This window comes from Azospirillum sp. HJ39 (genome assembly GCF_041507355.1).
Taxonomy (GTDB): Bacteria; Pseudomonadota; Alphaproteobacteria; order Azospirillales; family Azospirillaceae; genus Azospirillum; species Azospirillum thiophilum.
Window position 1 is genome coordinate 369,206 of sequence record NZ_CP167912.1, and the last position, 25,473, is coordinate 394,678.

The window sequence follows — 25,473 nt, forward strand, 5'->3', positions numbered from 1 at the left end:
GATCAGGCCTTGAGGATGCCGCGGCCGGCGAAGCGGGCTGCGACGCCGAGCTGCTCCTCGATGCGGATCAGCTGGTTGTACTTGGCGAGCCGGTCGGAACGGCTGAGCGAGCCGGTCTTGATCTGGCCGCAGTTGGTGGCGACGGCGAGGTCGGCGATGGTGCTGTCCTCGGTCTCGCCCGAGCGGTGCGACAGGACGGCGGTGTAGCCGGCCTTGTGCGCCATGTCGACGGCTTCCAGCGTCTCCGACAGGGTGCCGATCTGGTTGACCTTCACCAGGATCGAGTTCGCCACGCCGCGCTTGATGCCGTCGGCCAGACGCTTGGGGTTGGTGACGAACAGGTCGTCGCCGACCAGCTGCACCTTGGAGCCGATGGCGTCGGTCAGCGCCTTCCAGCCCTCCCAGTCGTCCTCGGCCATGCCGTCCTCGACCGAGATGATCGGGTAGCGCCCGACCAGATCGGCCCAGTAGGACACCATCTGCTCGGGCGACAGCGACTTGCCCTCGCCGGCCAGCTCATACTTGCCGTTCTTGAAGAATTCGGTCGAGGCGGCGTCGATGGCGAGCATGACGTCGTCGCCCGGCCGGTAGCCGGCGGCCTCGATCGCCTTCATGACGAAGCCGAGCGCATCCTCGGTCGAGGCGAGGTTGGGGGCGAAGCCGCCCTCATCGCCGACATTGGTGTTGTGGCCGGCATCCTTCAGCTTCTTCTTCAGCGACTGGAAGATCTCGGAACCCATGCGGATGGCGTCGGCGCCGCTCTCGGCCCCCACCGGCATGATCATGAATTCCTGGATGTCGATCGGGTTGTCGGCATGGGCGCCGCCGTTGATGATGTTCATCATCGGCACCGGCAGCAGCGACGAGAAGGCGCCGCCGACGTAACGATAGAGCGGCAGGCCGGCATCCTCGGCGGCGGCGCGCGCAACCGCCAGCGACACGCCCAGGATGGCGTTGGCGCCCAGGCGGCTCTTGTTCTCGGTGCCGTCCAGATCGATCATGGCAAGGTCGATGGCGCGCTGGTCGGCGGCCTCCAGGCCGGCGAGCGCGTCGTAGATCTCACCGTTGACGGCCTCGACCGCCTTCAGCACGCCCTTGCCGCCGAAGCGGCTCTTGTCGCCGTCGCGCAGCTCGACCGCCTCATGGGCGCCGGTGGAGGCGCCCGACGGCACCGCGGCGCGGCCGAAGGCGCCGCTGTCCAGGGCGACGTCGACTTCCACGGTCGGGTTGCCGCGGCTGTCGAGGATTTCGCGGGCGTGAATCTCGGTGATGACGCTCATGATCGGTCGATCCTTCGAGGAAAGGCAGCCGCGTTGTGGCCGCAGGCTGAGTTTTGGGTCGGGCCGCGTTTTGGCGCGCGCAGGCTTGATAGCCCCGGCGTCCGGTCGATGCAATATCTGCTTCGGCTTACAACCGCTTGCCGGCCTAGTGGCGGCGGCCTCCGCCGCTCAGAGGAAGCCCTCCACCAGCCCGGCGAAGTCCGCCGGCCGCTCGGCGTGCAGCCAGTGGCCGGCGCCTTCGATCATATGGATCGCGGCCTTGGGGAAGCGGCGGCGGATGATGTCGTGGGACTCCGGCCGGATGTAGTCCGATGCGCTGCCGCCGATGAACAGGGTCGGCCCGTCATAATGGGCGTCGCCGAAATCGGGGAAGCCGATCAGCCCCGCCATGTTGGCGGCGATGGAGTCCAGGTTGATCCGCCAGGAGAAGGCGCCGTTCTCCAGCACCAGATTCTGCATCAGGAAGGAGCGCAGCGGCGCCTCGGGCACCGCGTCGGCCAGCTGGGCCTCGACCTCCGGCCGGCGGGTGACGCCGTCGAGCTTCGCGGCCTTCATCGCGGCGACGAAGGGGGCATGGGTATGGGTGTAGGCGACCGGCGCGATGTCGGCCACAACCAGCCGCTCCACCCGGTCGGGATGGGCCAGCGCCAGCGCCATGGCGGCCTTGCCGCCCATCGAATGGCCGACCACGCTGGCGCGGGCGAAGCCGCGGTCGTCGAGGAAGCGCAGCACGTCGGCCGCCATCTCCGGATAGCTCATGCCCTCGGCCCAGGGGGCGCCGCCATGGTTGCGCAGGTCGAGCGCATAGACGCGGCGCGTCTCGCCGAACCGGCGGGCCAGCGTCTGCCAGTTGCGGGCCGATCCGAACAGGCCGTGCAGCACCAGCAGCGGCGTCCCGCCATTGGCTTCGCCGGCTTCCAGATATGTCAGGGGGAGGGCTTGCTGCGGCATCGCTGGGGGGCCTTTGTCCGGTGAGGTCGGAGATGCGTTCTGGACGAATGCGGGCCGCGATCCTATGACGAACGCGGCCGCATCGCCAGAGTGCGATCGTTTCGGACGGAATCGTCCGAAGCGTGAATCGCACGAAGAATCAAATGGCTGGAGTCCATCGGATGCTTCAATAAGCATCCGATGGACTCTAGGATGCCGCCGGGCATCATCCGCATCACAGAAGCGACCCTGCCATCGTGTTCCGTCATATCCTGTCCGTCGGCGGCCTGACGCTGGCCAGCCGTGTGCTCGGCTTCCTGCGCGACGTGCTGACCGCGGCGCTGCTCGGCGCCGGGCCGGTCGCCGACGCCTTCTTCGTCGCCTTCCGCCTGCCCAACCATTTCCGCGCCCTGTTCGCGGAAGGCGCCTTCAACTCGGCCTTCGTGCCGCTGTTCTCGGCCAAGCTGGTGCAGGACGGCGGCGCCGCCGCCCGCCGCTTCGCCGACGAGGTGATGACGCTGCTGGCGATCGTGCAGTTGCTGCTGCTGCTTGCGGTGCTGGCCTTCATGCCGCAATTCATGACCGTCTTCGCCCCCGGTTTCGCCGACGAGCCGGAGAAGTTCCGGCTGGCGGTGCTGTTCACCAGCATCACCTTCCCGTACCTGCTGCTGATCTCGCTGGTGTCGCTCTATGGCGGGGTGCTGAACAGCATGGGCCGCTTCGGCGCGGCGGCGGCGGCACCGATCCTGATGAACATCTGCCTGATCGCGGCGCTGGTGGTCGGCACGCCGCTGATGCCGACGGCCGGCCATGCGCTGTCCTGGGGCGTGCTGGCGTCGGGCGTGGCGCAGTATCTCTATCTGGCCTGGGACGCGCGGCGGGCGGGGATGACCCTGCGGCCGGTGGTGCCGCGGCTGTCGGCCGACGTGAAGCGCTTCCTGACGGTGCTGGGGCCAGCGGCGCTGGGGTCCGGGCTGACCCAGATCAGCCTGTTCGCCGACACGCTGATCGCATCGGCCCTGCCGACCGGAGCGGTGTCCTACCTCTATTACGCCGACCGGCTGAACCAGCTGCCGCTGGGGGTGATCGGCATCGCCGTCGGAACCGTTCTGCTGCCGGAAATGACCAAGCGGATCAAGGGTGGCGACGAGGCCGGGGCGGTCGACAGCCAGAACCGCGCCGTCGAATTCTCGCTGCTGCTGACCCTGCCGGCGGCGGTGGCCTTCCTGGTGGCCGGCACGCCGATCCTGTCGGTCCTGTTCCAGCGCGGCGCCTTCGGCCCGGCGGACGCGGCGGCGTCGGCCCTCACCCTGCAGGCCTATGCGCTTGGGCTGCCGGCCTTCGTGGTGATCCGCAGCTTGGTGAATGGTTTCTACGCCCGCCACGACACCGCGACGCCGGTGCGGGTGGCGCTCGTCGCGGTCGGCATCAACGTGGCGCTGAAGCTGGCGCTGATGGGGCCGCTGGCGCAGGTCGGGCTGGCGGTCGCCACCTCGGTCGGAGCCTGGGTGAATGCCGGGCTGCTGGCGTGGCTGCTGTACCGGCGCGGCCTGTTCCGGGCCGACGTCCGGCTGATCCGCAACCTGCCGCGCATGGCGCTGGCCGCCGCGGCGATGGCGGGCGCCCTGTGGTTCGTCGCCGCCCGGCTGGCGCCCTGGCTGGACTCCCTCCATGCGGTCGAGCGGCTGGGCGGCCTGTTGCTGCTGGCCCTGGCCGGGCTGGCGGTCTATGGGATCGCCGCGGTTCTGCTGGGGCTGGTGCGGCGCAGCGACCTCGGCCGTCTGCGCCGCCGCCGGGCCAAGGCGTGAGGTGTTCGGCGGACGTTATTCGGCGGATTGCAGCGGCCGGGCCGGATCGGCGCTCCATTCCGACATCGACCCGTCATAGAGCCGCACCCCCGGCACCCCGGCGACCTCGCTCAGGGCGAACCAGGACACCGAGGCCAGATGGCCGGTGTTGCAGAAGGTGATGGGCTGGTCCGCCAGCGGCAGGCCGGCCTGCGCCGCCAGCGCCTTGACCGTGTCGGCCGGGGCGAAGCGGTGCTCATCCGCCGAGAACAGCGCGGCGATGTCGAGGTTGACCGCACCCGGGATGGTGCCGGCGGCGCGTGCCTGCGGGCTCTTGGCCTTGCCGGCGAACTGCTCGGCCGAGCGGGCGTCGTGCAGCGGGGTGGTCCCGGCCGCCACGGCTGCCTCGACCTCCTCCAGCGTGGCGCGCAGGCCGGGCCGCGGATGGGCGGTGTAGGCCACCGGCTTGCGGTCCGCCGGCAGCGGCTTCACCGGGCCGCCCGCCGCGATCCAGCCGGCGAAGCCGCCGTCCAGAATAGACACCGCGTCGTGGCCCAGCGTCTTGAAGGTCCAATAGACGCGGGTGGCGTTGCCCATGTCCGATGCATTGGCACCGGCCGCCACCAGCACGACATGGTCGCCGTTGCGGATGCCGAGCCCGCCGATCAGCCCCTCCAGCACCGCCGGTTCCGGCAGCATCCCGGCCCCGCCGCCGACCGTCGTCCGCCAGCCTGCCGTTGCATAGTCGGAATGAACCGCTCCCGGAACGAAGCCGCCGGTGGGCGGGGTTCGCACATCCAGGACGACGATTGCGGAGTTGCCCAGGCGGTTTTTCAGCCAGGCGGCATCCACGAGCGGGGGGAAACTGGTGTCGGTCATCTGCGTAAACCCGGTTCCGGTTGATCGGCGCCGTTGCCGGACAGCGGTCGTTGCCGTGTCGCAACGAATGGGAGGCCGGTCGGCGGGAGCCCGCGGCGGCGGGCGGACGGACAGTGTGGGCGAAGCGCCGGTGGGGGAAAAGCCCAATCTTGTCGCAAAGGGCGGGCAGCGGTGCCGTTGCCCGCCCGCCCGGAAGGGGTGTAGGATCGCCCGTTCGTGCAGATCGCGCCGTCCCGGGCGCCGATACGGGCGCGAACCGGGCGTGGGAGCTTCGACATCATGGCCAACATCGACGACCTGCTCGGCGCGGCCGATCCCAACGACGGCGACGCCTCGTCCTTCGCCATCGGCGATGCGCCGGTGGAGATCAAGGTCGTCATCGGCACCGCGATGCTCCGCGTCCGCGACCTGCTGAAGCTCGGCCGCGGCGCCGTGGTGGAACTCGACCGCCACCTGAAGGATCCGACCGACGTCTATGTCGAAGGCGTGCTGGTCGCCCGCGGCGAGGTGGCGATCATCGACGACAAGATCGGCGTCACTCTGACGGACTTCATCAAGTCCAGCCGCGAGTGGAAGCGCTGAGACTTCCGGCCGGGTCCTTCATGCCCCTTTGCCCGCCCCTTTGTCCGCCATGCTTCATTCGGTAGCAGCCTCGCCCAAGTTGGCGGCTTGACGGGAGCGGGTGGCTTCTGATCTCGTTGGGTGCGGTCGTGGGATGTGCCGTCACCGACGGCGCCGCTCCGTCAGCCGGTCCGGAGAGCGAAGCCATGTCCCACGCGGTCTCCCCATCCTCCTGCCTGCCGCGCCTGTACGCGAACCCGCGCGCCGACCATGAACGGGTCTATGGCGAGCCGGAGCGCGCGATCCTCAGCCGCGCCGCCTTCGAGCAGGCGATGGCCGAGATCGGCGCCTGGCCCGGCTATGCCCCGACGCCGCTGCGCTCCCTGCCCGGACTGGCGCGGGAGGCCGGCATCGACCGCCTGTGGTACAAGGACGAAAGCACCCGCTTCGCCCAGGGCAGCTTCAAGGCGCTGGGCGGCGCGTACGCCGTGCTGCGGCTGCTGGCGCGGGAGGTGACGGCGCGGGTGCCGGGCGTGCCGGTGACGGCGCTGGACCTCGTCGTCGGCCGCTATGCCAAGGTGACGCGCGGCCTGACCGTCGCCACAGCGACCGACGGCAACCATGGCCGCTCCGTCGCCTGGGGCGCGCAGGTGTTCGGCTGCGGCTGCGTGGTGTACGTGCCGGCAGCCTGTTCCGCCGGCCGCCGCGCCGCCATCGAGGCGTACGGGGCGCGGCTGGTGGCGGTCGACGGGCTGTACGACGACGCGGTGCGCCGGGCCGCCGCCGACGCTGCCGACAATGGCTGGTTCGTCGTCTCCGACACCTCCTACACCGGCTACATGGATGTGCCGCGCGACGTGATGCAGGGCTATACCGTGATGGTGGAGGAGGCGATCTCGCAGCTTCCCGCCAGCGAGCGGCCGACCCATGTCTTCGTGCAGGGCGGCGTCGGCGGGCTGCCCGCCGCGGTCTGCGGCCATCTGTGGGAAAGCTGGGGCCGCCAGCGCCCGCGCTTCGTGGTGGTGGAGCCGCACAATGCCGATTGCCTGTACCGGAGCGCCGTCGCCGGCCGGCCGGTGCGGTCGGACGGCGACCTGGACACCGTGATGTCGGGGCTCGCCTGCGGCGAGGTTTCGCTGCTGGCCTGGGCGATCCTGGAGCGCGGCGCCGACGATTTCCTGACCATTCCGGACGAGGGCGCGGTCGCCGCCATGCGCAAGCTGGCCGAGGGCGCGCATGGCGGCCGGCCGATCGTCGCCGGAGAATCGGGGGTGGCCGGCCTGGCCGGCCTGCTCTGCGCCGCGGCGCATGAGGAGGTCCGGCTGGCCCTGGGGCTGGTTCCGGATGCGCGCGTGCTGGTGTTCGGGACCGAGGGGGCGACCGACCCGGAGGTCTATGAGCGGATCGTCGGCCGGCCGCCCGGGCTGGTCATGGAGGGGTGAGGGCGGTGGCGGGCGGTCCGCTGCGGACCGTCAGCGCAGCAGGTCGGTGACGATGTTGGCGCCGTCGGCGCTCAGCCGGTCGGCGGTCTCGCGGTAGTCGCGGGCGCCGGAAAAGCCGCCGGCCGCGGTGACGCGCTGGATCCAGGCGGGGGACGCGCCGAGCGAGACCAGCCGCTGCACCATGGCCTGGGTCGACCGCATGGTCATGTGGCCGCTTTCCGCCATGCGCGGCGCATGCACCATGAACTCGGCCCCCGGCTCGGCATAGCGCGGGTAGCCGGCCAGATAGAGGCCGACGCACATGCTCTCGCAGGAATCGCCGTCGCGCACCCGGGTGGCGACCGGACGCCCGCCCTGCCGCTCGGCCAGCACGGCGTCGATCATGCGGTAGCCGGCCGCGGTGAAGCCGCCGGGGCTCGCCAACTCCACCATCACCGGGCGGCGGGCGGGCAGGGCATGCAGCGCGTCGACGAAGCGGCGCTCGGCCCCCGGCGTGATGATGCCGTCCAGCCGCAGCACGGTGAGGTCGCCCTGGTCGCTGCGGGACAGGGCGGCGTCGGGGTACGCGGTCGCGGGTGCGGCGGCGGGAGCCGGGTTGACGGTGACCGGATTTATGGTGACCGGGTTGACGGCGATGCCCGTCTGCCGGGTGGCGGTGGCGGCTGTCGGCAGCGCACCCAGGCCAACCCCGAGCAGGCCAACCGCGAACCCGACCTTCCGAACCAGCGCCAGCACCGACATCAGACCCTCCCCGCTCGACTCCACCAGCCTGCGGGGCAAAGCTTGCCCGATGGTTAATGGCACGTCTGTGACCCGCCGCACAAAGTAGGTAAGTGCGGAGGTAAGGCGGGCTGGCGGGCCGGCGGCGCGATAAAGCGTGCGCGCGGGCGCAAAGGGCGCTAGAAGAAACAGGATTCCAAGGGTATGGCCGGAGCGTCCTTTCGGGGGATGCCGCCCGGCCGGTCCCGTGCCGTGAACGTCGAAGAGCGGAACGATGTCGTACATCCAGGGTGAAACGGGCGATTGGGAAATCGTGATCGGGCTTGAGGTCCATGCCCAGGTGATTTCGAATGCGAAGCTGTTCTCCGGCTCCGCCACCGAATTCGGGGCGGCGCCGAACAGCCAGGTCAGCTTCGTCGACGCTGCGTTCCCCGGCATGCTGCCCGTCATCAACGAATTTTGCGTCGAGCAGGCGGTGCGCACCGGCCTGGGCCTGAAGGCGCAGATCAACCTGGCCTCGGTCTTCGACCGCAAGAACTACTTCTACGCCGATCTGCCGCAGGGCTACCAGATCAGCCAGTTCCTGCAGCCGATCGTCGGCAAGGGCGAGATCGTGCTCGACCTGCCGGACGGCACCAGCCGCACCGTCGGCGTCACGCGCCTGCATCTGGAGCAGGATGCGGGCAAGTCGCTGCACGACCAGCATCCGTCCAAGACCTACATCGACCTGAACCGGTCGGGCGTGGCGCTGATGGAGATCGTGTCGGAACCCGACATGCGCAGCGCGGAAGAGGCCGGCGCCTACGTGCGCAAGCTGCGCTCGATCCTGCGCTATCTCGGCACCTGCGACGGCAACATGGAGGAAGGCTCCATGCGCTGCGACGTCAACGTGTCGGTGCGCAAGCCGGGCGACGAATTCGGCACCCGCTGCGAGATCAAGAACGTCAACTCGATCCGCTTCGTCATGCAGGCCATCGAGTACGAGGCGCGCCGCCAGATCGAGATCATCGAGGAGGGCGGCAAGATCCACCAGGAAACCCGCCTGTGGGACACGACCAAGTTCGTGACCCGCTCGATGCGGTCGAAGGAGGAGGCGCACGACTACCGCTACTTCCCCGACCCCGACCTGCTGCCGCTCGAACTCGACGCGGCGTGGGTGGCGGAGATCGAGAAGACGCTGCCGGAACTGCCGGACGACAAGAAGGCCCGCTTCATCGACGACTACAAGCTGTCGGTCTATGACGCCGGCGTGCTGGTGTCGGAAAAGGCCAAGGCCGATTATTTCGAGGCGGTGGCCAAGGGCCGCGATCCGAAGCTGGCGTCCAACTGGGTCACCGGCGAGCTGTTCGGCTACCTGAACAAGGCCGGCAAGGAGATCGAGGAGAGCCCGGTGTCCGCCGACAATCTCGGCGGCCTGATCGACCTGATCGCCGACAACACCATCTCCGGCCGCATCGCCAAGGAGGTGTTCGAGGCGATGTTCGAAACCGGCGGGAAGGCCGCCGACATCGTCGAGCAGAAGGGCCTGCGCCAAGTCACCGACACCGGCGCCATCGAAGGGTCGATCGACGCCGTTCTGGCCGCCAACCCCGACAAGGTGGCGGAGTTCCGCAGCGGCAAGGACAAGCTGTTCGGCTTCTTCGTCGGCCAGGTGATGAAGGCGACCCAGGGCAAGGCCAACCCGGCCATGGTCAACGAAATCCTGACCAAGAAACTGAAGGGGTAAGCGGCTGCCACCGCTTGGCGGCCTTAAATCGCCACCCTGTCCGAAAGAAAGCCTCTCCCCTGCGGGAGAGGCTTTTTTCTTGGGTGCCGCCGTCGGGTACGGCAAAGCCGCAGTTGAATTTTCCCGGTTACCGTCGCCACAGTGCTGGAAACGGTGGAGGGACCATGGCGGCGGAGCCGGTGATGGTGGCGCTGGCGGGGGTGTCCGTCGGCGGGCTGCTGGGGGTGTTGCTGGGCCTGTATGCCGGGCGCCGGGCCGCCCGCAGGGCCGGGTTGCCGCCCCAGGCCGCAGCCGGGGCCAAGCCGTCCCTGCCCGAACCCAAGACCGGCGAGCGGCTGGAGATGGCGCTGGAGGCGACCGGGGCCGCGGTGTGGGACGCCGACCTGCTGGCCGGCACCTGCTGGTGGACCGACACCTTCCCGCGCATGCTGGGCTACCGCAACCGGCCGCCGATGCCGCCCGACTTCTGGGAAAGGCGGCTGCACCCCGACGACCGCGACCGGGTGCTGGCCCATATCGCCTCGCATCTGGCGGGGGAGACCTCCAGCTACGCCTATTCCTACCGGCTGAGGCACGAGGGCGGCGGCTGGGTCTGGATCGCCGCCAAGGGCCGCGCCTTCCGCGACGACACTGGCCGCGCCGTGCGCTATGCCGGCATCATGACCGACATCACCGAGGCCCGCCGGCAGGAGGAGCGGCTGCGCGCCAGCGAGGAGCGGCTTCTGAAGATCATGGAGGCGGCGCCCATCGCGGTGAACGTCACCACCCGCGACGGCCGCTGGCTGTTCTGCAACGCCCAGTCCGCGCGCCTGCTGGGGCGCGAGCGCACCGCGCTGATGCGCACGCCGGTGGCAGACCTGTATGCCGAACCCGACGACCGCGCGGCTCTGATCTCCCGTTTCGACCGCGAGGGACCGTTCCGCAACGCCGAGATCCGGTTCCGCCGGCCCGACGGCGTCGTCGTCTGGGTGCTGTCCTCATGGAACAGCATCGAGCTGGACGGCGAATCGGCGCTGCTGACCTGGCTCTACGACATCACCGACCGCAAGGCCGCCGAATCGGCGATGGTCCAGGCGCGGGAGGAGGCGGAGCAGGCGCTGGCCGAACTGCGCGAGGCGCAGGAGAGCCTGATCCAGGCCGAGACCATGGCCTCGCTCGGCCAGCTGGTGGCGGGGGTGGCGCACGAGATCAACACACCGATCGGCATCGGCCTGACCGCCGCCAGCCACATCGGCGAGCAGGCGCAGATCCTGCGCCAGCGTTTCGCCGGCAACACGCTGCGCAAGTCGGAATTCCTGGAATTCCTGGACGGCCTGGGCGAGAGCAGCCGCCTGCTGATGGCCAACATCGACCGTGCCGCATCGCTGGTGCAGAGCTTCAAGCAGGTGGCGGTCGACCAGTCCTCGGGCGACCGGCGGGTCTTCGAGCTGGGCGGCTACATCCGCGAACTGCTGTTCTCGCTGCGGCCGCGGCTGAAGCGCACCGGGCTGAGGGTGGCGGTGGAGTGCGACGACGAACTGGCGATGGACAGCTTCCCCGGCGCGCTGGGCCAGGTGCTGACCAATCTGGTGATCAACGCCATCGTCCACGCCTATGGCGACGGCGACCGCGGGGGCGACCGCGGGGGCGAGGCCGCAGCCGGCACGATCCGGATCACCGCGCAGCCGGATGGGGCCGAGCGGGTGCGCATCGACTTCATCGACGACGGCGCCGGCATCGCGCCGGAGCATCTGTCGAAGGTCTTCGACCCGTTCTTCACCACGAAGCGGGGGCAGGGCGGGTCGGGGCTGGGCCTGCACATCGTGTTCAACACGGTGACCGGCCCGCTCGGCGGCACCGTTTCGGTCCAGTCCTGGCCGGGGCAGGGCACCCGCTTCACCATGCTGCTGCCGCGCGAGGCGCCGGCCATGCAGCCGGCAGCCGCGGTGGAAGCGGCGTTGACCTGACGGGCGCCGGTCAGGCGTGGTGGAGCTCGTGGAGCTGGAGATGCTTGGGCCGGCGGCCGCGGCGCTTGGGCGCGGCGAAATCGGCCAGCGCACCGTTTTCCCCGCGCAGTTCGGCGTGCAGTTCCTGCACGCAGCGTTGCAGCAGTTCCTTCTCGCGCTGGTCCTCGCGATCGGTGATCTCCAGACAGCTCAGCTTGATCTCCACGAGGTCGATCAGCGTCTCGGTGCAACGGCGTGACAGGGTCATGGCATCCTCCACAGCGATGGGGCGCGGCGACGGGCTGCGGTGACGGTCTCCGGTGGAGCTGGCCGATGGGATCGGACCTGCGCGATCGAGCTGTACGTCACCTGGACTTTTTGCGTCTCATGGCGGGATCATAACGGACGGCCATTAAAAAGTACCTAAAATTTGATACAGATTTGTCCCACTCTTTCTATTTTCGAGAAAAGCGAATTTCCATCTCCGTAAGCGTTGACAAGGGCATGGCCGCCCCGCTAGAACCCTCCCCACGCCAGCGACGCCCCACGGGGTTGCCGCACTGGCTGGAGGGGTGGCCGAGTGGCTGAAGGCAACGGTTTGCTAAACCGTCATAGGGTTTAAAGCCCTATCGTGGGTTCGAATCCCATCCCCTCCGCCATCAGATTTCGCTAGAGCGTTGATTTTGCAGTAAAATCCGCTCTAGCTTTTAACTTTCCCGCACAGAATATCCCAAAGCCTCAGGCAGCAACGGGGCGGCTTTCTACGGACGGTTACGGAGATGCGCCTTACGGCCTGCCTGTACCGACGGCGCCGTCAATCCGGCCGGGGGACCGGTCTCTGCTGAAGTTGCCGCTCTGCGCGTCGTCCCGAACGGCCCGGATGCTGGGGAAGCGCTGCCGGCGAAGACGAAGGCCGGCGGTTCGCTGCCGTCTTCCCCCTCAAAGAAAAAGGGTGCCGAACAGGCACCCTTAGTCGAGGGAGATTGCCTGACGCGCCGTCAGACATGCCCATGATCCCGCACCCACCTTTCTGTTTCATCGCCAGCCCGATGGGACAAACCCTATGGCCGTCCGCGCCGCGGTCCGGCACAACCGCTCGGCCGCGGCCATGAGGGTCTGGAGGTGGGACGCCGGTTTGACCGGAACGGCACCGTCGGCTAAGCTTCGTCACGCGTTCGACGGGGGAAATCCATGGTCGATCTGATGGAAGCCCTCTGGGACATTCTGCTTGGGAACCGGCTGCTCAGGTGGTTCTTCATCGGCCTTCTGATCGGCTTGATCCTGATCGGCTGCATGATCTGGTCCGGTTCCGATATCGAGGCCGCAGACGCCCTGATGGGGATCGTGGCCAGCGGTTTCCTTGTGCTCGCACTGCGCCTCATGCTCTGGTTCTTCAACCACTGAAGTTCCGTCTGCTTCCGCTCAAGCGCATGGAGGCGCGGGATTCTCCCGTCCGAATTCCCGAAACGCGCGATATTCGCCCGAACCGCTCCTACGCCTCGTCGTACCCCGGCTCCCGCGTCTGGCCTTCGCGGTCATCGGCTTGCCCGGGGCCCGGCCGATGCGCCGCATCGCCATCGGGGCGCTTCTTCGGAACCTGCCGGTTGACGGCGTCGGGCACCGGCTGATCTTCGGTTGGCTTGTCGCTCATGATGGTTGCTCCGGTCGAATGCGATCCCACTTCAACAGCCTCGCTCCGATTTCGTCCCCGGCGGCCCGCCGGATTCGCGTTTGAAACGCCGCGGCGAGGGGGGCTATCGGGCGGCATCGCCTTCGGCCGCAGGCAGGCTCTTCCGTTCCAGGTCACGGATCTCGGGGAGCAGGGAGGGCGGAGGCGGCCGGCATCCGCAGGCTTGGGAGTGCGCCAGATGCCATTCGACCCGCTGCCGGCGGGTCGCCTTCGGCGGCATGGGGTGGGCCTCGTGCCAGATCCTGTTCATCGCATTTTCCATGACGGGCGGTTTTGCATGATCGCAGCCATGATAAGCCGGCGGCGGCGATGGCCCGATGTCCATCATGCCGCACACCGCTGCCGGTATGCTCAAGGTCTTCCGCAATCGGGCAAAAACAGAACGGCTCCCGATGGTGTCCCATCGGGAGCCGTTGCCTTGCCCCGGTTCCTGCGAAGGCTCAAACCGCTTCGACGAGGCCCATCCGTTCGGCGCGCTCGGTCAGGTTGGCGCGGATCCGGTCCAGCGCGGCCAGCGGAATGTCGATCTTCGCGCAGGGCTCCTGGACGCGCGGATCGTCGCCCGGATACAGCGCCTCGTATTCGGCGGCATTGTCGTAGGCCTGCCGGTTGTCCGCCTCGAAATAGGTTTCCACCGGAAGCCCCTCGGCGAACATGCCGTCATGGCTGTCGAGTTCGATGTGGAAATACTCGATCTCCTCCATCTCATCGACCTGACGGATCGACGACCCGTTGATCAGCAGCCGGGCCGACACGCCATAGGCGCCGATCAGCAGCGCGTGGGCAGGCGACAGGTACAGGTCGCGGGCCGGCAGGCCCGGCGCGATGGCGTCCCGCATGATCCGGACCGGCAGATGGACCTGACGGAGCTGTTCGGTATCCAGGGACGAGCCGGCGAGGACACGGCGACCGATCCAGCGAATGGGACGGAATTCACCCGTGGTCGAAGACTTGACGAGATCGCCGATCTTCAGGCTTTCCACGGCGACGTCTCCAAAAACGGAGCGAACATAGGTGCCGCGCAGGACGCAGGTCGGGATAGGTGCGGGAGCCATCTCAATAATCCTTGTTCAGTGACCTGTGTTTACTTCGCCACGGCGGCGTTCTTCTTTTTTATTTGCCATTGACGCGAAGTATTTCGGGAATGATAAGCCACTGTTTTGGAATTGAAATGACCGGTTTGTTCAAAATTCCTTCTAGTTGTGATGACTTGCGACGTTTATCAAACTTTAGATTGCAAAGGCGGCCCGGGGCTCCTGTCGGCAGGCTGTGCGGCCTCCATCCATGCGAGGAGGGCTGGTGGAGCATGCCGGGCCGACCAACCCCGTCCATCCGCGGATGCTCGCAAAGGCGCTGTGCCGTTTTTCGCGGCGGATGGCGGGGGCCGATGGCGGGGCCGATGACGGGGCCGGAGCGGTGCAGGTAAATCCGGCCGGGCGTCAGTCCGCCAGGCGGGTGGTCAGGCGCGGGGTTGCGGTGCTGGCGGCGATGTAGCGCGCCCGCATCGGCTTCAGGATGAACAGGGCCAGGAAGGCGGCCAGCGCGTTGACGATGGCGACGCTGTAGAAGACGGTCTGCCAGCTGCCGGTCGCCGCCACCATCAGGTTGCCCAGCGGCACCAGCAGCGCCGCCGTTCCCTTGGCGGTGTAGAGCATCCCGGCGTTGGTCGCGGCGAAGCGCGAGCCGAAGGTGTCGGCGCAGCAGGCCGGGAACAGGCTGAAGATCTCGCCCCAGGCGAAGAACACCAGGCCGGTCAGGATGACGAAGGCGACCGGATCGGCGCCATAGGCGCTGAGCGCCATCACCCCGACCGCCTCGATGGTGAAGGCGATGAACATGGTGTTCTCGCGGCCGATATGGTCCGACACCCAGCCGAAGAAGGGGCGGGTGATGCCGTTCATCACCCGGTCGATCGACAGGGCGAAGGTCAGCGCCGGCAGGGTCAGGCCCAGCAGGCTGACCGGCGCGTCGACGAGGCCCATGTCGGCGGCGATGGGGCCGAGCTGCGCCGTGACCATCAGGCCGCCGGCTGCGACCATGGTGAACATGGCGTACATGACCCAGAAGACCGGGGTGCGCAGCATCTCCTGCGGGGCGAAGTGGCGGCGCTCGGCGACCGCGGCCGTGGTCCGGCCATGGCCGGGCTTGGGCGGGTCGGCCAGGAACCAGGCCAGCACCAGGATGACCAGGCCCTGGCCCAGGCCGAAGACCAGGAAGGTCCGTTCGAAGCCGGAGATCTCGATCATGGTGGCGATCGGCACGACGGTCAGCGCGGAGCCGGCGCCGAATCCGGCGGCGGTCAGGCCGGCGGCGAGGCCGCGGCGGTCGGGGAACCATTTCAGCGCGTTGCCGACGCAGGTGCCATAGACGCCGCCGGCGCCGATGCCGCCGATCACCGCGGCGAGATACAGCAGCGCCAGCGAATCCGCCACCGCGTTCAGCGCCCAGGACAGGGCGCACAGCGCGCCGCCGACCAGCACGACGATGCGCGGGCCGAAGCGGTCGACGAACCAGCCCTCGACCGGCACCAGCCAGGTTTCGGTGACGATGAAGATGGTGAAGGCGACCTGGATCGCGGTGCGACCCCAACCATGCTTGTCGTCGATCGGTTCGACGAACAGGGTCCAGCCATATTGCAGGTTTGCGATCATCGACATGCAAACGATGCCGATGGCCAACTGCATCCAGCGCCCGCCCCAGGGTGCGACCCGGGCCGTGTTGCCGTGCGTCTCACGCACCATGTCCTTCCTCCCGATTTCACCCGACATCTTCTGTTCGGACGTCCGGACCCTTTGCCTTGCTTGACGGTGCTGTTCTTCGGATCCGGAAAAAGGCCATGGGCGGGGCTTCGGTATGGCCGGCAGATGGTGGTTGGCATGCCAAATGCCCACACCCGCAGCCACGATCATCAGTTTCGCTGACTATGTCAATACGAAGCATTTTCAGCCGCGACGAATCGTGCCCGTCCTGTCCATTCGAATCCCGCCGATTTCCGCAGGATGGAAAAGATGGGCCCTGGCCACTGGCCGAACGTGGCGGGGCTTGCGATGATGGCCTGCCGGAATGGGAGGCCCCGATCCATGATTCTTGCCACGCCGCCGCTGCTGGCCGTCACCGACCGCCATGCGGCCGCCCTGCCGTTGCCGGAGCTGGCGGAGCGGTTGTTCGCGTCGGGGCTGCGCTGGCTGTCGTTGCGCGACAAGGACTTGCCCGATGCCGACCGTCTGGCGCTCGCCCGTGCGCTGGCGCTGCGCGCCCGGCCCTGGGGGGCCCGCGTCACCCTGCATGGCGACCCGGCGCTGGCGCGGGAGGCGGGGGTGGACGGGGTGCATCTGGGGGCCGATGGCGATCCGGCCGCCGCCCGCGCTTTGCTGGGGCCGCGGGCGCTGGTCGGGCAGTCACTCCACGACTCGGGACGCGGGGAGGCGCTGGAGCGGGCGCGCGGGCAGGTGGATTACGTCACCCTCTCGCCGGTCTTCCCGTCGACCAGCAAGCCCGGCTACGGGCCGTGCCTGGGTGCGGCTGGCTTGCGGCGCTGGACGGATCGCGGCGTTCCGGTGCTCGGGCTCGGCGGAATCGACAGGCCGGACGCGGTCGCCGCCTGCCTTGCGGCCGGAGCGGCGGGCGTGGCGGTGATGGGGCTGGCGATGCGCGGCCCGCAGGCGCTGGCGCCGCTGCTCGCCGTGCTGGTGGGGGAGAGCGCGGCGGCTCCGTGCGATGCCGGGCCGCAGGCGTGATCGGGGGCCGCCCCCCTGGACATTTCAGCGCCTTGCATGCATCTGGTATGTAGGATACGTAAAAGGCCGTGCGCCTCCATCCGGCGCCTGACCGGGTGCGCCGCCCAGGCTGGACAGACATCCGGCTGGCAGCACATCTGTCCGGCAAGACATCCGGCGAGTAGACACAAGGACATCGACTCCATGACCGTTCCCGCTCTCAACGTCCAGCCCCTCGACACCGGAACGACCTTCCGCAGTCAGGTCTATCATGCGCTGAAGCAGGCGATCACGGAGATGGACATCTATGACCACGACCGCGAGATCAGGCTGGACGAACGCCAGCTCAGCGACAAGCTCGGCGTCAGCCGCACCCCGATCCGCGAGGCGCTGACCCTGCTGGAGCAGGAGGGTTTCATCCGCCTGCAGCCGCGCCGCGGCATCTTCGTCGTCCGCAAGACCAAGACCGAGGTCATCGAGATGATCCAGGTCTGGGCGGCGCTGGAGAGCATGGCGGCACGCATGGCGGCCGAACACGCCCCGGCGGCGGAGATCCACAAGCTGTGGGACCTGTTCGGCAGCTTCGAGCAGCGCAGCCCGAAGGACCATGTCAGCGAATATTCCGACGCCAACATCGCCTTCCACAAGAGCATCATCCAGCTGAGCGGGTCGAAGCTGATCCAGGACGTCACCGACAACCTGTTCATCCACATGCGGGCGATCCGCAAGCTGACCATCGGCCAGGAGGACCGGGCCGAACGCTCCATCCACGACCACCGCGCCATCATCAAGGCGCTGGAGGCCCGCGACGCCGACCTCGCCGAACGGCTGGTGCGCGAGCACACGATGGGGCTGGCCGCCCATGTCGAGAAGCATTGCGACTTTTTGGAATAAGGGACCCGGAATGAGGGGGCGGGGGCTGCCACTCCCGCACCCGCCATTCCAACCGCGCCGTCCTCAGGCCGGCACCGTCTCCCGCACCGCCGGAGCCTTCGCCTTCGGCACGTCGTCGCCGTCGATGGTCACCACGCGCAGCGCATTGGTGTTGCCGGGCGTGCCGAAGGGAACGCCGGCGGTGACGACCAGCGGCTGGCCGGACCGGCCGATGCCGGCATCCGCGGCGGCGGCCAGGGCGCGGCCGACCATCTCGGCGAAATCCGCCACGTCGTCGGTCCACACCGAATGGACGCCCCAGGCCAGCGACAGCCGCCGCGCGGTCTCCCGCGTCGCGCTGAGGCCGAGGATCGGCACGCATGGCCGCTCGCGCGAGGCGCGCAGCGTGGTCGAGCCGGTGGTGGTGTAGGTGACGATGCCGGCGGCGCTGATCGTCTCCGCCACCTGGCGGGCCGCCGCGGTCAGGGCGTCGGGGGCGGTCGCCTCGGGGCTGGGATGGTCGGCATCCATGATCCGGCGATAGAGCGGGTCGCGCTCCACCCGGCGGACGATGCGGTCCATCATCGCCACCGCTTCCACCGGGTAGCGGCCCGACGCGGATTCGGCCGACAGCATGACCGCATCCGCCCCGTCATAGACGGCGTTGGCGACGTCGGAGGCCTCGGCGCGGGTCGGGGTCGGCTCCGACACCATCGATTCCAGCATCTGGGTGGCGACGATCACCGGCTTGCCCATGGCGCGGCTGAGCCGGATCATCTTCTTCTGCAGCCCCGGCACATCCTCCGGCGGCAGCTCCACGCCGAGATCGCCGCGGGCGACCATCACCGCGTCCGACAGCTCGATGATCCGCTCCAGCGTCGGCAGCGCCGCCGGCTTCTCGATCTTGGTCATCACATGGGCACGGCCGCCAATCAGCGCGCGCGCCTCCAGGATGTCCTCCGGCCGCTGGACGAAGCTGAGGCCGATCCAGTCGACCCCGAGATCCAGCCCGAAGGCGAGGTCGCTGCGGTCCTTCTCCGACAGGGCGCTCAAGGCCAGGGCGGCGCCGGGGACGTTGACGCCCTTGCGGTCGGACAGGGTGCCGCCGGCCACCACCTCGGTCTCGGCGAAGCCGGGGCCGCAATCGAGCACGCGCAGGCGGATGCGGCCGTCGTTCAGCAGCAGGTCGAGTCCCGGTTCCAGGCTGGCGAACACCTCCTCATGGGGCAGGCAGACGCGGCGGCCGTCGCCGGGGCTGCGGTCGAGATCCAGCCGGAACCGGTCGCCCATCGCCAGATCGACCGGCCCGGACCCGAAGGTCCCGACCCGCAGCTTCGGACCCTGGAGGTCGAGCAGGACGCCGATCGGCCGTCCCAGCCGGTCCTCCGCGGCGCGGATGCGGGCATAGCGCTCGGCATGTTCGGCCTGGGTGCCGTGGCTGGCGTTCAGGCGGAACACGTTGACGCCGGCCTCGGCCAGCGCCGTGATCTGGCTTTCCGACGAGCTGGCTGGACCCAGGGTGGCGACGATCTTGGTGCTGCGGTGAAACGGCATGGCGACAGCCTTCCTCCGCCCGGCCCTAGCGCGAAAAAAGGGCGCAAGGGGCGGGACTGGCGAACGATGAGGTGCGGATCGGGGTTTTGTGCTGGTGATGGCCGGATGCTGGAAGGGATGCGCCGGACGGTCAAACGCCGGCCGCCTCCTATTCCGCATCGTGAGAGCGGTTCCCCGTGCCGCGCATGGACAGCCGCAACGCCGGTCGGCGACACTGGGGCATGGCTGAAACACCCCCCGATGCCCCCGCTCCGCCCCATCCGGCCGCCACGCTGATCCTGCTGCGCGACGGGGTGGACGGGCTGGAACTGCTCACGATCGAGCGCCATGCCGGCCTGCGCTTCGCCCCCGGCGCCACCGTGTTCCCCGGCGGCCGGCTGGAGGCGGCCGACCATGATCCGGCCTGGCGGGCCTCCTGGCCGACTGCGGAGCCTGCTGTGGGGCCGCCCGCCGACCTGCCCCACCGTGTCGCCGCCATCCGGGAATGCCTGGAGGAATGCGGGATCCTGCTGGCGCAGGAGAGAACCGGCCCTGCCGGCCCTCCCGGCCCGTCCGCGGTGGCGGCCTTGCGCGCGGCCTTGGCGGCGGGGGAGGGGTTCGGGACGGCCCTGGCGGCGGCCGGGTTCGTCCCGGCGCTCGACCGCATGGCGGCGCTGGCGCGCTGGATGACGCCGGAGACGCTGCCGCGCCGCTTCGACACGCTGTTCTTCCTCGCTCCCGCACCGCCGGGGCAGGAGCCGCTCTGCGACGGCGGCGAGGCGGTCGCCGCGCAGTGGGCCTCGCCGCGCCGCCTGCTGGCGGAGGCGGCGGCCGGGCGGCGCCGGCTGGTCTTCGCCACGCGGATGACGCTGCTGCGGCTGGCGGGCTGTGCCGACGTTGCCGACGCGATGGCCTGCGCCGCCGCCGGGCCGCAGCCGCCGCCCCCGATTCTGCCGGTGCCGGTGGACACGCCGGCCGGGCCGGTGTTCCGGATTCCCGCCGGCTGCGGCTTTTCGCCACTGGAGACGCCGGCCGAAAATGTTAGGCTCGGGTAAGAATAGGTAAGTTGGAACCGGTTTCCGCGATGTGAAAATTGCGCAATGGTGCTATTGTGCGATGCGGTGCGCGCAACCAAGCTTCCGTCCGACGCTCACGGACGGGCGGAGGCTCGGGGGATCGCGGACATGGATATCGGGTTCATCGGGGGTAGCGGGGGCGGAGATGTGGCCGAAGCGATCATGGACAGGCTGCGGGAAGCGGGGCACCGGCTCCAGCGCCATGGCGATGTCCGTCGCATCGATGTCCATCACGGCCATTCCGTCCGGGCATCGGTCGGGGAGTGCGACGTCATCATGCTGATGCTGCCCGATGCCCATGCCGTCGAAGCGGCGCTGTTTTCCGACGGGGGCCTCGCCGCGACCCTGCCGCCGGGACGGCTGCTGATCGACCTGTCGCACCTGTCCCCCGCCGACGCTGCGCTCAACGCTGCGCGCGTCGCCGGGCGGGGCGGGCTGCTGGTCGATGCGCCGGTTTCCGGCGCCGGGAAACCGGTCCCGGGTCCTGCCGGGAATTCTTCCGTGGATCTTTCCGTGGATCTGGGCGGCGATGCCGCCGCCTGTGCCCGGGCGGAACCGCTGCTGCGCCTGTTCGCTGCCAGGGTCGAGCGGGCCGGCGGGCCGGGCGAGGGGCAGCGTGCGCGCCTGACCCGCGGGGCGGAGCGCGACGCCGACGATCCGGACGGGCTGCACCGGCTGTTGCGCCTGATGGCTTTCGACGAGCCGGCCAGAAGCAGGGCGAGCGCAGGATGACGATGCCGATGACACCTCATATCGTCCCGCCTTGCCGCACATCGGTCCGGGCCGTCGAAATTCCGCCCGGCGCGATTGTCGCCTTCGGCCCCGGCCTCGTCCATGGCTCCGTCGACGTGGAGCGGCTGGGCAACAAGGGGGCGCGGCTGGTCGAGATGGCCGGGCTCGGCATTCCGGTGCCGCCGGGCTTCGTCATCGCCGCCGAGGCCGGGCGCGGGCTGGATGCGGACTCCCAACGTCCCGACCGGCTGCCCGACCGGCTGCCCGACCAACTTCCCGCTTGGCTGGCCGACCGCATCGACGGCGCCGTGGCGGACCTGGAGCGCCGGGCCGGCGCGGGCTTCGGTGTCGCCGACCGGCCGCTTCTTCTGTCGGTCCGCTCGGGCGCGGCGGTGTCGATGCCCGGCATGATGGACAGCATCCTGAATCTCGGCCTGAACGACCGGACGGTGATCGGGCTGGCGGCGGGGTCGGGCGACGCCCGCTTCGCCCACGACTGCTACCGCCGGCTGGTCCAATCCTTCGGCAGCGTGGTGATGGGGGTGCCGGGGCACCGTTTCGAGACCCTGCTCGACGACCTCAAGGAGGAGCGGGGATACCGGCGCGATGCCGAGATGACGGCGGAGGATTGGCAGGCGCTGCTGCCGCGCTACCTGCATCTGGTCGAGACGCGCTGCGGCCGGCCCTTCCCGCAGGATCCGGCGGAGCAGCTGCGCGCCGCGGTGGCCGCGGTCTTCCGGTCCTGGATGAACCCGCGGGCGGTGGCGTTCCGCGGCCTGCACGGCATCCCCGAGGATCTGGGGACGGCGGTGACGGTGCAGGCGATGGTGTTCGGCAACCGCGGGCCGGACTCCGGCACCGGCGTGCTGTTCACCCGCGACCCGTCCACCGGTGCGCCCGGCCTGTGCGGCGAGTTCCTGGCCGACGCCCAGGGCGAGGACGTGGTGTCGGGCACCCGCGACCCCGACCCGCTGGCCGCCGGACAGGACCGGCCTGAACAGTCGATGGAGCGCCGCCTGCCCGGAGCCTTCGCCGAGCTGTCGGCGGTGGCGGCGCGGCTGGAGCGGGCCTTCGCCGACATGCAGGACATCGAGTTCACCGTGGAGTCCGGCCGCCTGTTCATCCTGCAATCGCGCAGCGGCAAGCGCACGCCCGAGGCCTCCGTCCGGATCGCCGTCGACATGGCGGAGGAGGGGATCGTCACGCGGGCCGAGGCGGTGCGCCGCGTCGATCCGCAGGCGCTGGACGGGCTGCTGCGCCCGATGCTGGCGCCGGACGCGCTGGCCGGCGATCCCGCCAGCATCCTCGCCCGCGGCCTGCCGGCCTCGCCGGGTGCGGCGACCGGCCGGGCCGCCTTCACGTCGGAGGATGCCATACGGCTGTCCCGCGGCGGCGTTCCGGTGGTGCTGTGCCGGCCGGAAACCTCGCCGGAGGACATCCACGGCATGCATGCGGCGGTCGGCATCGTCACCGCGCGCGGCGGTTTCACCAGCCATGCCGCCACGGTGGCGCGCGGCATGGGCCTGCCCTGCGTCTGCGGCGCCCGCACCCTGCGCATCGATCCGGAGCAGGGGCTGATGACCGCCGGCGCCGTCACGGTCCGCACCGGCGACCTGCTGACCATCGACGGCGGCAACGGTGTCGTCGTGCTGGGCGCCGCCGCCCTGCAGCGGCCGGAGCCGGACGGCGCGGTCGCCCTGCTGCTGGAGTGGATGCGGGAGTTGGGGGTTGGGCTGGCTGCGGATTGAGGGGGGCGGTTCGAAGGCCGGCGGATCGAGGGCCGGCGGATCGAGGGCAGGGTAGGATCAGGCCGCCGTCAGCGCCCGCAGATGGGCGGCGCAGCCCTCGGCCAGACCGGTCGCGTCATAACCGCCTTCGAGCGCCGAAACCACCCGTCCACCGCAGACGCGGTCGGCGAGATCGACCAGCTTGCGGGTCACCCACTCGAAATCCTCGGTGGTCAGGCCGAGCTGGGCCAACGGGTCGCGCTTGTGGGCGTCGAAGCCGGCCGAGATCAGCAGCAACTCCGGCTGGAAGGCCTCCAGCGCCGGAAGGATCGCGCGCTCCATCGCCTGGCGGAATTCGACGGTGCCGCTATAGGGCTCCAGCGGCAGGTTCAGGATGTTGTTGTCCACCCCGCGCTCCCACGAATTGCCGGTGCCGGGATAGAGTGGAGACTGGTGGGTCGAGGCGAAGAACAGGTTGGGATCGTCGGCGAACATCGCCTGGGTGCCGTTGCCGTGATGGACGTCGAAATCGACCACCGCCACCCGCGTCAGCCCGTGGATCCTGCGGGCATGCTCCGCCCCGACGGCGATGTTGTTGAAGATGCAGAATCCCATGGCGCGGGCCGGTTCGGCATGGTGGCCGCAGGGGCGCACGGCGCAGAAGGCGTTGGTCGCCTCGCCGGCCAGCACGGCGTCGACCGCGGCGCAGACCGAGCCGGCGGCGCGCAGGATCGCGCCCCGCGATCCCGGTGATAGCAGCGTGTCGCCATCCAGCCGGCGATAGCCGTCGTCCGGCACCGCCGCCAGCACCGCCTCGACATACTGGCGGTCATGGACGCGGGACAGCTGCTCGACATCGGCCTCGGGGGCGGAGCGGCGCTCCAGGTCGCGGAACTCCGGCCGGTCGAGCACCTGCCACACCACCGCCAGCCGTTCCGGCGCTTCCGGATGGCCGGGGCCGGTGTCGTGGGCGAAGCAATCGTGATGGGTGAAGATCAGGGTGGTCACGGTTCGCATTTCCCATGGAAAGGCACCGCCGGGCCGCGGGCGGGAGCCCGGGCCATGGCGGCGTTGCTTCGGGGCGGTTGCTTCGGGGCGTCGTTCAGTGGGCGTAGGCGGCCGGCGGCTCGGCGGTGGCGGCGACCGCTCCTTCCAGCTCGCGCAATTGCAGGCGGGTGAAGTCGCGGGCGCTGACGACGCCGACCAGATGGCCGTCCTCCAGCACCGGCAGATGGCGGATATGGTGCTGGTCCATCAGGTGCAGGGCGTGCTGCAGGCTGTCGGACGGGGCGCAGGTCACCGGCTGGCGGGTCATCAGCTGCGACACCGGCATCGACAGCAGCGGGGCGCCGCGCTCCAGCAGGGCATGGACGATGTCGCGCTCGGACAGCACGCCGGCCAGCGTGTTGCCTTCGGTGCGGCAGACGTCCTTGACGATCAGGGCGCTGATGTTCTCCGCCTTCATCAACCGGATGGCGTCCGCCACCGTCGCGCTCGTCCGCACCGCGACGACGCGGGAGTCCTTGGTGCGCAGGATATGTTCGACCTTCATGGCGTGTCTCCTGATCGGCTGGCAGCTGGATGGCTGGGATGGCGGAGCGCCCGGCGGGGAGCCACGCTATAAATATGGTATACCAAATACAGTACGCCAATCAAACAATTTCTGCGGCCCTGTTCCCTGCTTCAGATCGTCATGGACCGCATCGGGCCGGGCGCTGTTGCTTTCCGCAGGGACTGACGCTCCACCTCCCAGGCAATCCAGGGTGGAGGAAATGATTGGAGTAGCGGTATGTTCGTTACGCATATATTTTCATGCCGGGCATGCAGTAGGCGCATATCGGGCATCTTGTACCTTGTATACCAAAAACCTTGATCTCCATGCTGCGCCGCGTCATAACAGATCCGTCGGGCTGAAACCGACCAACCAATAAAGCACCCCACCCCGAGTCACCGGAGCGACGACCATGTTGGAAATGCTGATCCTGGCGCTTGTGCTGTCCGTCTTCGGCGGCACCGTCCACCACATCCTGTCGATGCAGGTCGCCAATGCGGGCAAGACGTCGCAGCGCGATTTCTCCTCCGCGCCGCTGCGCCTCGCCAACCCGTCGGAAACCGACCTGAAGGACCAGGAGGACGAGCTTCCGCCCGGCCCGGCCTGGGCCAGCTTCCCGCGCGCCTTCTGATCGCGCCGGTCCGGTTTCGCGATCGTTGCTTTGCGAAGAGACGGCCCCTTGAGGCCGTCTTTTTCGTTTGTGCCTTTGCCGCCGGGGCGGGCGCCGCCGGTCAGGCGAGCGGCAGCACCAGCTGGAAGCTTTTGATGGTCATCCGCTTGCGGTGATAGAAGCGGTGCGCCTCGCCGCGCTGGATGCCGGAGATGATCTCCATCTGGGCGCAGCCACGCTCGCGCGCCTCGCTGGCCAGCCAGTCGAACAGCTTGTCGCCCAGCCCGTACGAGCGCTTGGCGGCGCTGGTCACCAGATCCTCGACATACATATAGCGGCCGCGCGACAGCGTCTCGTGCACGCGGAAGCCGCCGCAGCCGGCGATCTCGCCGTCCAGCCGCAGCAGGGCGAGGTTGTAGCCGTCGTCCATCTGCCGCCGGATCTGCGCGCGGTAGGCGTCCGCGTCGGTCATGTGGGTCCGCAGCTCCTTCATGACCGGGTAACTGGCGGCGATATCGGCATCGTCACGCGCCACGGCGATCTCGATGGTCTGCTGCTGGTCCATGGCGGTCGACTCCTTAATCAATATGGGTTCTGCCGGGAAGGGCCTGGGCATCGGCGGGCCGTAGCCCCGCCTGCCTCCCCCTGTCTCCTGCACTGGCATACCATATGCCAATGATGCGCCCGGCCAGAAGCGGCCCATCGGCGCTTTCC

General features: G+C 69.2%; 24 protein-coding genes and 1 tRNA gene. 13 read left to right on the forward strand and 12 right to left on the reverse strand.

Going from position 1 to position 25,473, the window contains the following annotated elements; all coding sequences use genetic code 11:
• Positions 1-2 precede the first annotated feature (2 nt).
• Both eno and ABMY26_RS29250 read right to left on the reverse strand, forming a co-directional pair.
• Positions 3-1,280: a phosphopyruvate hydratase gene (gene eno, locus ABMY26_RS29245; protein ID WP_372399686.1), complete on the reverse strand. Its 1,278-nt coding sequence runs from the start codon at positions 1,278-1,280 to the stop codon at positions 3-5.
• Positions 1,281-1,448: 168 nt separating this feature from the next.
• Entirely contained in the window at positions 1,449-2,231 is a 783-nt protein-coding gene (locus tag ABMY26_RS29250) for an alpha/beta fold hydrolase (protein ID WP_372399687.1), read from the reverse strand.
• Between the two features lie 236 nt (positions 2,232-2,467).
• On the opposite strand from ABMY26_RS29250, the gene murJ reads away from it, so the two are divergent.
• The gene (gene murJ, locus ABMY26_RS29255; RefSeq protein ID WP_372399688.1) at positions 2,468-4,018 is read left to right on the forward strand and encodes a murein biosynthesis integral membrane protein MurJ; all 1,551 of its coding nucleotides are present in this window, start codon (positions 2,468-2,470) and stop codon (positions 4,016-4,018) included.
• A 15-nt stretch (positions 4,019-4,033) separates the two neighbouring features.
• Here murJ and ABMY26_RS29260 read toward each other — a convergent pair whose 3' ends face one another.
• Positions 4,034-4,876, reverse strand: coding sequence for a sulfurtransferase (locus ABMY26_RS29260; RefSeq protein WP_372399689.1), 843 nt, complete (start codon positions 4,874-4,876; stop codon positions 4,034-4,036).
• A gap of 279 nt (positions 4,877-5,155) precedes the next feature.
• On the opposite strand from ABMY26_RS29260, the gene fliN reads away from it, so the two are divergent.
• Both fliN and ABMY26_RS29270 read left to right on the forward strand, forming a co-directional pair.
• The gene (gene fliN, locus ABMY26_RS29265; RefSeq protein ID WP_085084056.1) at positions 5,156-5,458 is read left to right on the forward strand and encodes a flagellar motor switch protein FliN; all 303 of its coding nucleotides are present in this window, start codon (positions 5,156-5,158) and stop codon (positions 5,456-5,458) included.
• Positions 5,459-5,643: 185 nt separating this feature from the next.
• Positions 5,644-6,879 carry a diaminopropionate ammonia-lyase gene (locus tag ABMY26_RS29270; protein WP_372399690.1) on the forward strand — a complete coding sequence of 412 codons (1,236 nt, stop codon included), beginning with the start codon at positions 5,644-5,646 and terminating at the stop codon, positions 6,877-6,879.
• Positions 6,880-6,909: 30 nt separating this feature from the next.
• Here the strand turns inward: ABMY26_RS29270 and ABMY26_RS29275 are convergent, their stop codons facing one another.
• Entirely contained in the window at positions 6,910-7,620 is a 711-nt protein-coding gene (locus tag ABMY26_RS29275; protein ID WP_372399692.1) for a hypothetical protein, read from the reverse strand.
• A gap of 253 nt (positions 7,621-7,873) precedes the next feature.
• Between ABMY26_RS29275 and gatB the strand changes: the two genes are divergently transcribed.
• Positions 7,874-9,325, forward strand: coding sequence for an Asp-tRNA(Asn)/Glu-tRNA(Gln) amidotransferase subunit GatB (gene gatB / locus ABMY26_RS29280; protein WP_372399693.1), 1,452 nt, complete (start codon positions 7,874-7,876; stop codon positions 9,323-9,325).
• Between the two features lie 164 nt (positions 9,326-9,489).
• Positions 9,490-11,271 (forward strand): PAS domain-containing protein, encoded by a 1,782-nt coding sequence (locus ABMY26_RS29285; protein WP_372399694.1) that lies wholly within the window; start codon positions 9,490-9,492, stop codon positions 11,269-11,271.
• A gap of 10 nt (positions 11,272-11,281) precedes the next feature.
• Here the strand turns inward: ABMY26_RS29285 and ABMY26_RS29290 are convergent, their stop codons facing one another.
• A complete protein-coding gene (locus tag ABMY26_RS29290; RefSeq protein WP_045584157.1) occupies positions 11,282-11,518 on the reverse strand; it encodes a hypothetical protein in 237 nt (78 codons plus the stop codon).
• 298 nt (positions 11,519-11,816) lie between these two features.
• On the opposite strand from ABMY26_RS29290, the gene ABMY26_RS29295 reads away from it, so the two are divergent.
• Together ABMY26_RS29295 and ABMY26_RS29300 are read left to right on the forward strand one after the other, a co-directional pair.
• A tRNA-Ser gene (locus ABMY26_RS29295) sits at positions 11,817-11,909 on the forward strand.
• A 532-nt stretch (positions 11,910-12,441) separates the two neighbouring features.
• Positions 12,442-12,654, forward strand: a complete 213-nt coding sequence (locus ABMY26_RS29300; protein ID WP_372399695.1) for a hypothetical protein — start codon at positions 12,442-12,444, stop codon at positions 12,652-12,654.
• Between the two features lie 88 nt (positions 12,655-12,742).
• Here the strand turns inward: ABMY26_RS29300 and ABMY26_RS29305 are convergent, their stop codons facing one another.
• The 3 genes from ABMY26_RS29305 to oxlT form a co-directional block, all read right to left on the reverse strand.
• A complete protein-coding gene (locus ABMY26_RS29305; RefSeq protein WP_372399696.1) occupies positions 12,743-12,901 on the reverse strand; it encodes a hypothetical protein in 159 nt (52 codons plus the stop codon).
• A 479-nt stretch (positions 12,902-13,380) separates the two neighbouring features.
• Entirely contained in the window at positions 13,381-13,995 is a 615-nt protein-coding gene (locus ABMY26_RS29310; RefSeq protein WP_372399697.1) for a Hint domain-containing protein, read from the reverse strand.
• Between the two features lie 384 nt (positions 13,996-14,379).
• Positions 14,380-15,681 (reverse strand): oxalate/formate MFS antiporter, encoded by a 1,302-nt coding sequence (gene oxlT / locus ABMY26_RS29315; RefSeq protein WP_372399698.1) that lies wholly within the window; start codon positions 15,679-15,681, stop codon positions 14,380-14,382.
• Between the two features lie 339 nt (positions 15,682-16,020).
• On the opposite strand from oxlT, the gene ABMY26_RS29320 reads away from it, so the two are divergent.
• On the forward strand, positions 16,021-16,677 hold the full coding sequence (locus ABMY26_RS29320) for a thiamine phosphate synthase (RefSeq protein WP_372399699.1): 657 nt from the start codon (positions 16,021-16,023) through the stop codon (positions 16,675-16,677).
• Between the two features lie 183 nt (positions 16,678-16,860).
• The gene (locus tag ABMY26_RS29325) at positions 16,861-17,550 is read left to right on the forward strand and encodes a GntR family transcriptional regulator (RefSeq protein WP_372399700.1); all 690 of its coding nucleotides are present in this window, start codon (positions 16,861-16,863) and stop codon (positions 17,548-17,550) included.
• 63 nt (positions 17,551-17,613) lie between these two features.
• On the opposite strand, the gene pyk is transcribed toward ABMY26_RS29325, so the two are convergent.
• Positions 17,614-19,083, reverse strand: coding sequence for a pyruvate kinase (gene pyk, locus ABMY26_RS29330; protein WP_372399701.1), 1,470 nt, complete (start codon positions 19,081-19,083; stop codon positions 17,614-17,616).
• A gap of 221 nt (positions 19,084-19,304) precedes the next feature.
• Between pyk and ABMY26_RS29335 the strand changes: the two genes are divergently transcribed.
• From ABMY26_RS29335 to ABMY26_RS29345, 3 genes are all read left to right on the forward strand, one after another.
• Complete coding sequence (locus tag ABMY26_RS29335; protein ID WP_372399702.1) at positions 19,305-20,117, forward strand: NUDIX hydrolase; 813 nt, start codon at positions 19,305-19,307, stop codon at positions 20,115-20,117.
• Between the two features lie 183 nt (positions 20,118-20,300).
• The gene (locus tag ABMY26_RS29340) at positions 20,301-20,870 is read left to right on the forward strand and encodes an NAD(P)-binding domain-containing protein (RefSeq protein ID WP_372399703.1); all 570 of its coding nucleotides are present in this window, start codon (positions 20,301-20,303) and stop codon (positions 20,868-20,870) included.
• Between the two features lie 8 nt (positions 20,871-20,878).
• Positions 20,879-22,618 carry a pyruvate, phosphate dikinase gene (locus ABMY26_RS29345; protein ID WP_372399704.1) on the forward strand — a complete coding sequence of 580 codons (1,740 nt, stop codon included), beginning with the start codon at positions 20,879-20,881 and terminating at the stop codon, positions 22,616-22,618.
• 57 nt (positions 22,619-22,675) lie between these two features.
• Here ABMY26_RS29345 and ABMY26_RS29350 read toward each other — a convergent pair whose 3' ends face one another.
• Complete coding sequence (locus ABMY26_RS29350; RefSeq protein ID WP_372399705.1) at positions 22,676-23,605, reverse strand: histone deacetylase family protein; 930 nt, start codon at positions 23,603-23,605, stop codon at positions 22,676-22,678.
• A 94-nt stretch (positions 23,606-23,699) separates the two neighbouring features.
• Complete coding sequence (locus ABMY26_RS29355; RefSeq protein WP_045584149.1) at positions 23,700-24,149, reverse strand: CBS domain-containing protein; 450 nt, start codon at positions 24,147-24,149, stop codon at positions 23,700-23,702.
• Between the two features lie 412 nt (positions 24,150-24,561).
• Between ABMY26_RS29355 and ABMY26_RS29360 the strand changes: the two genes are divergently transcribed.
• Positions 24,562-24,780 carry a hypothetical protein gene (locus ABMY26_RS29360; RefSeq protein WP_372399707.1) on the forward strand — a complete coding sequence of 73 codons (219 nt, stop codon included), beginning with the start codon at positions 24,562-24,564 and terminating at the stop codon, positions 24,778-24,780.
• 100 nt (positions 24,781-24,880) lie between these two features.
• Here ABMY26_RS29360 and ABMY26_RS29365 read toward each other — a convergent pair whose 3' ends face one another.
• On the reverse strand, positions 24,881-25,324 hold the full coding sequence (locus ABMY26_RS29365) for a GNAT family N-acetyltransferase (RefSeq protein WP_052710227.1): 444 nt from the start codon (positions 25,322-25,324) through the stop codon (positions 24,881-24,883).
• Positions 25,325-25,473: the final 149 nt, after the last annotated feature.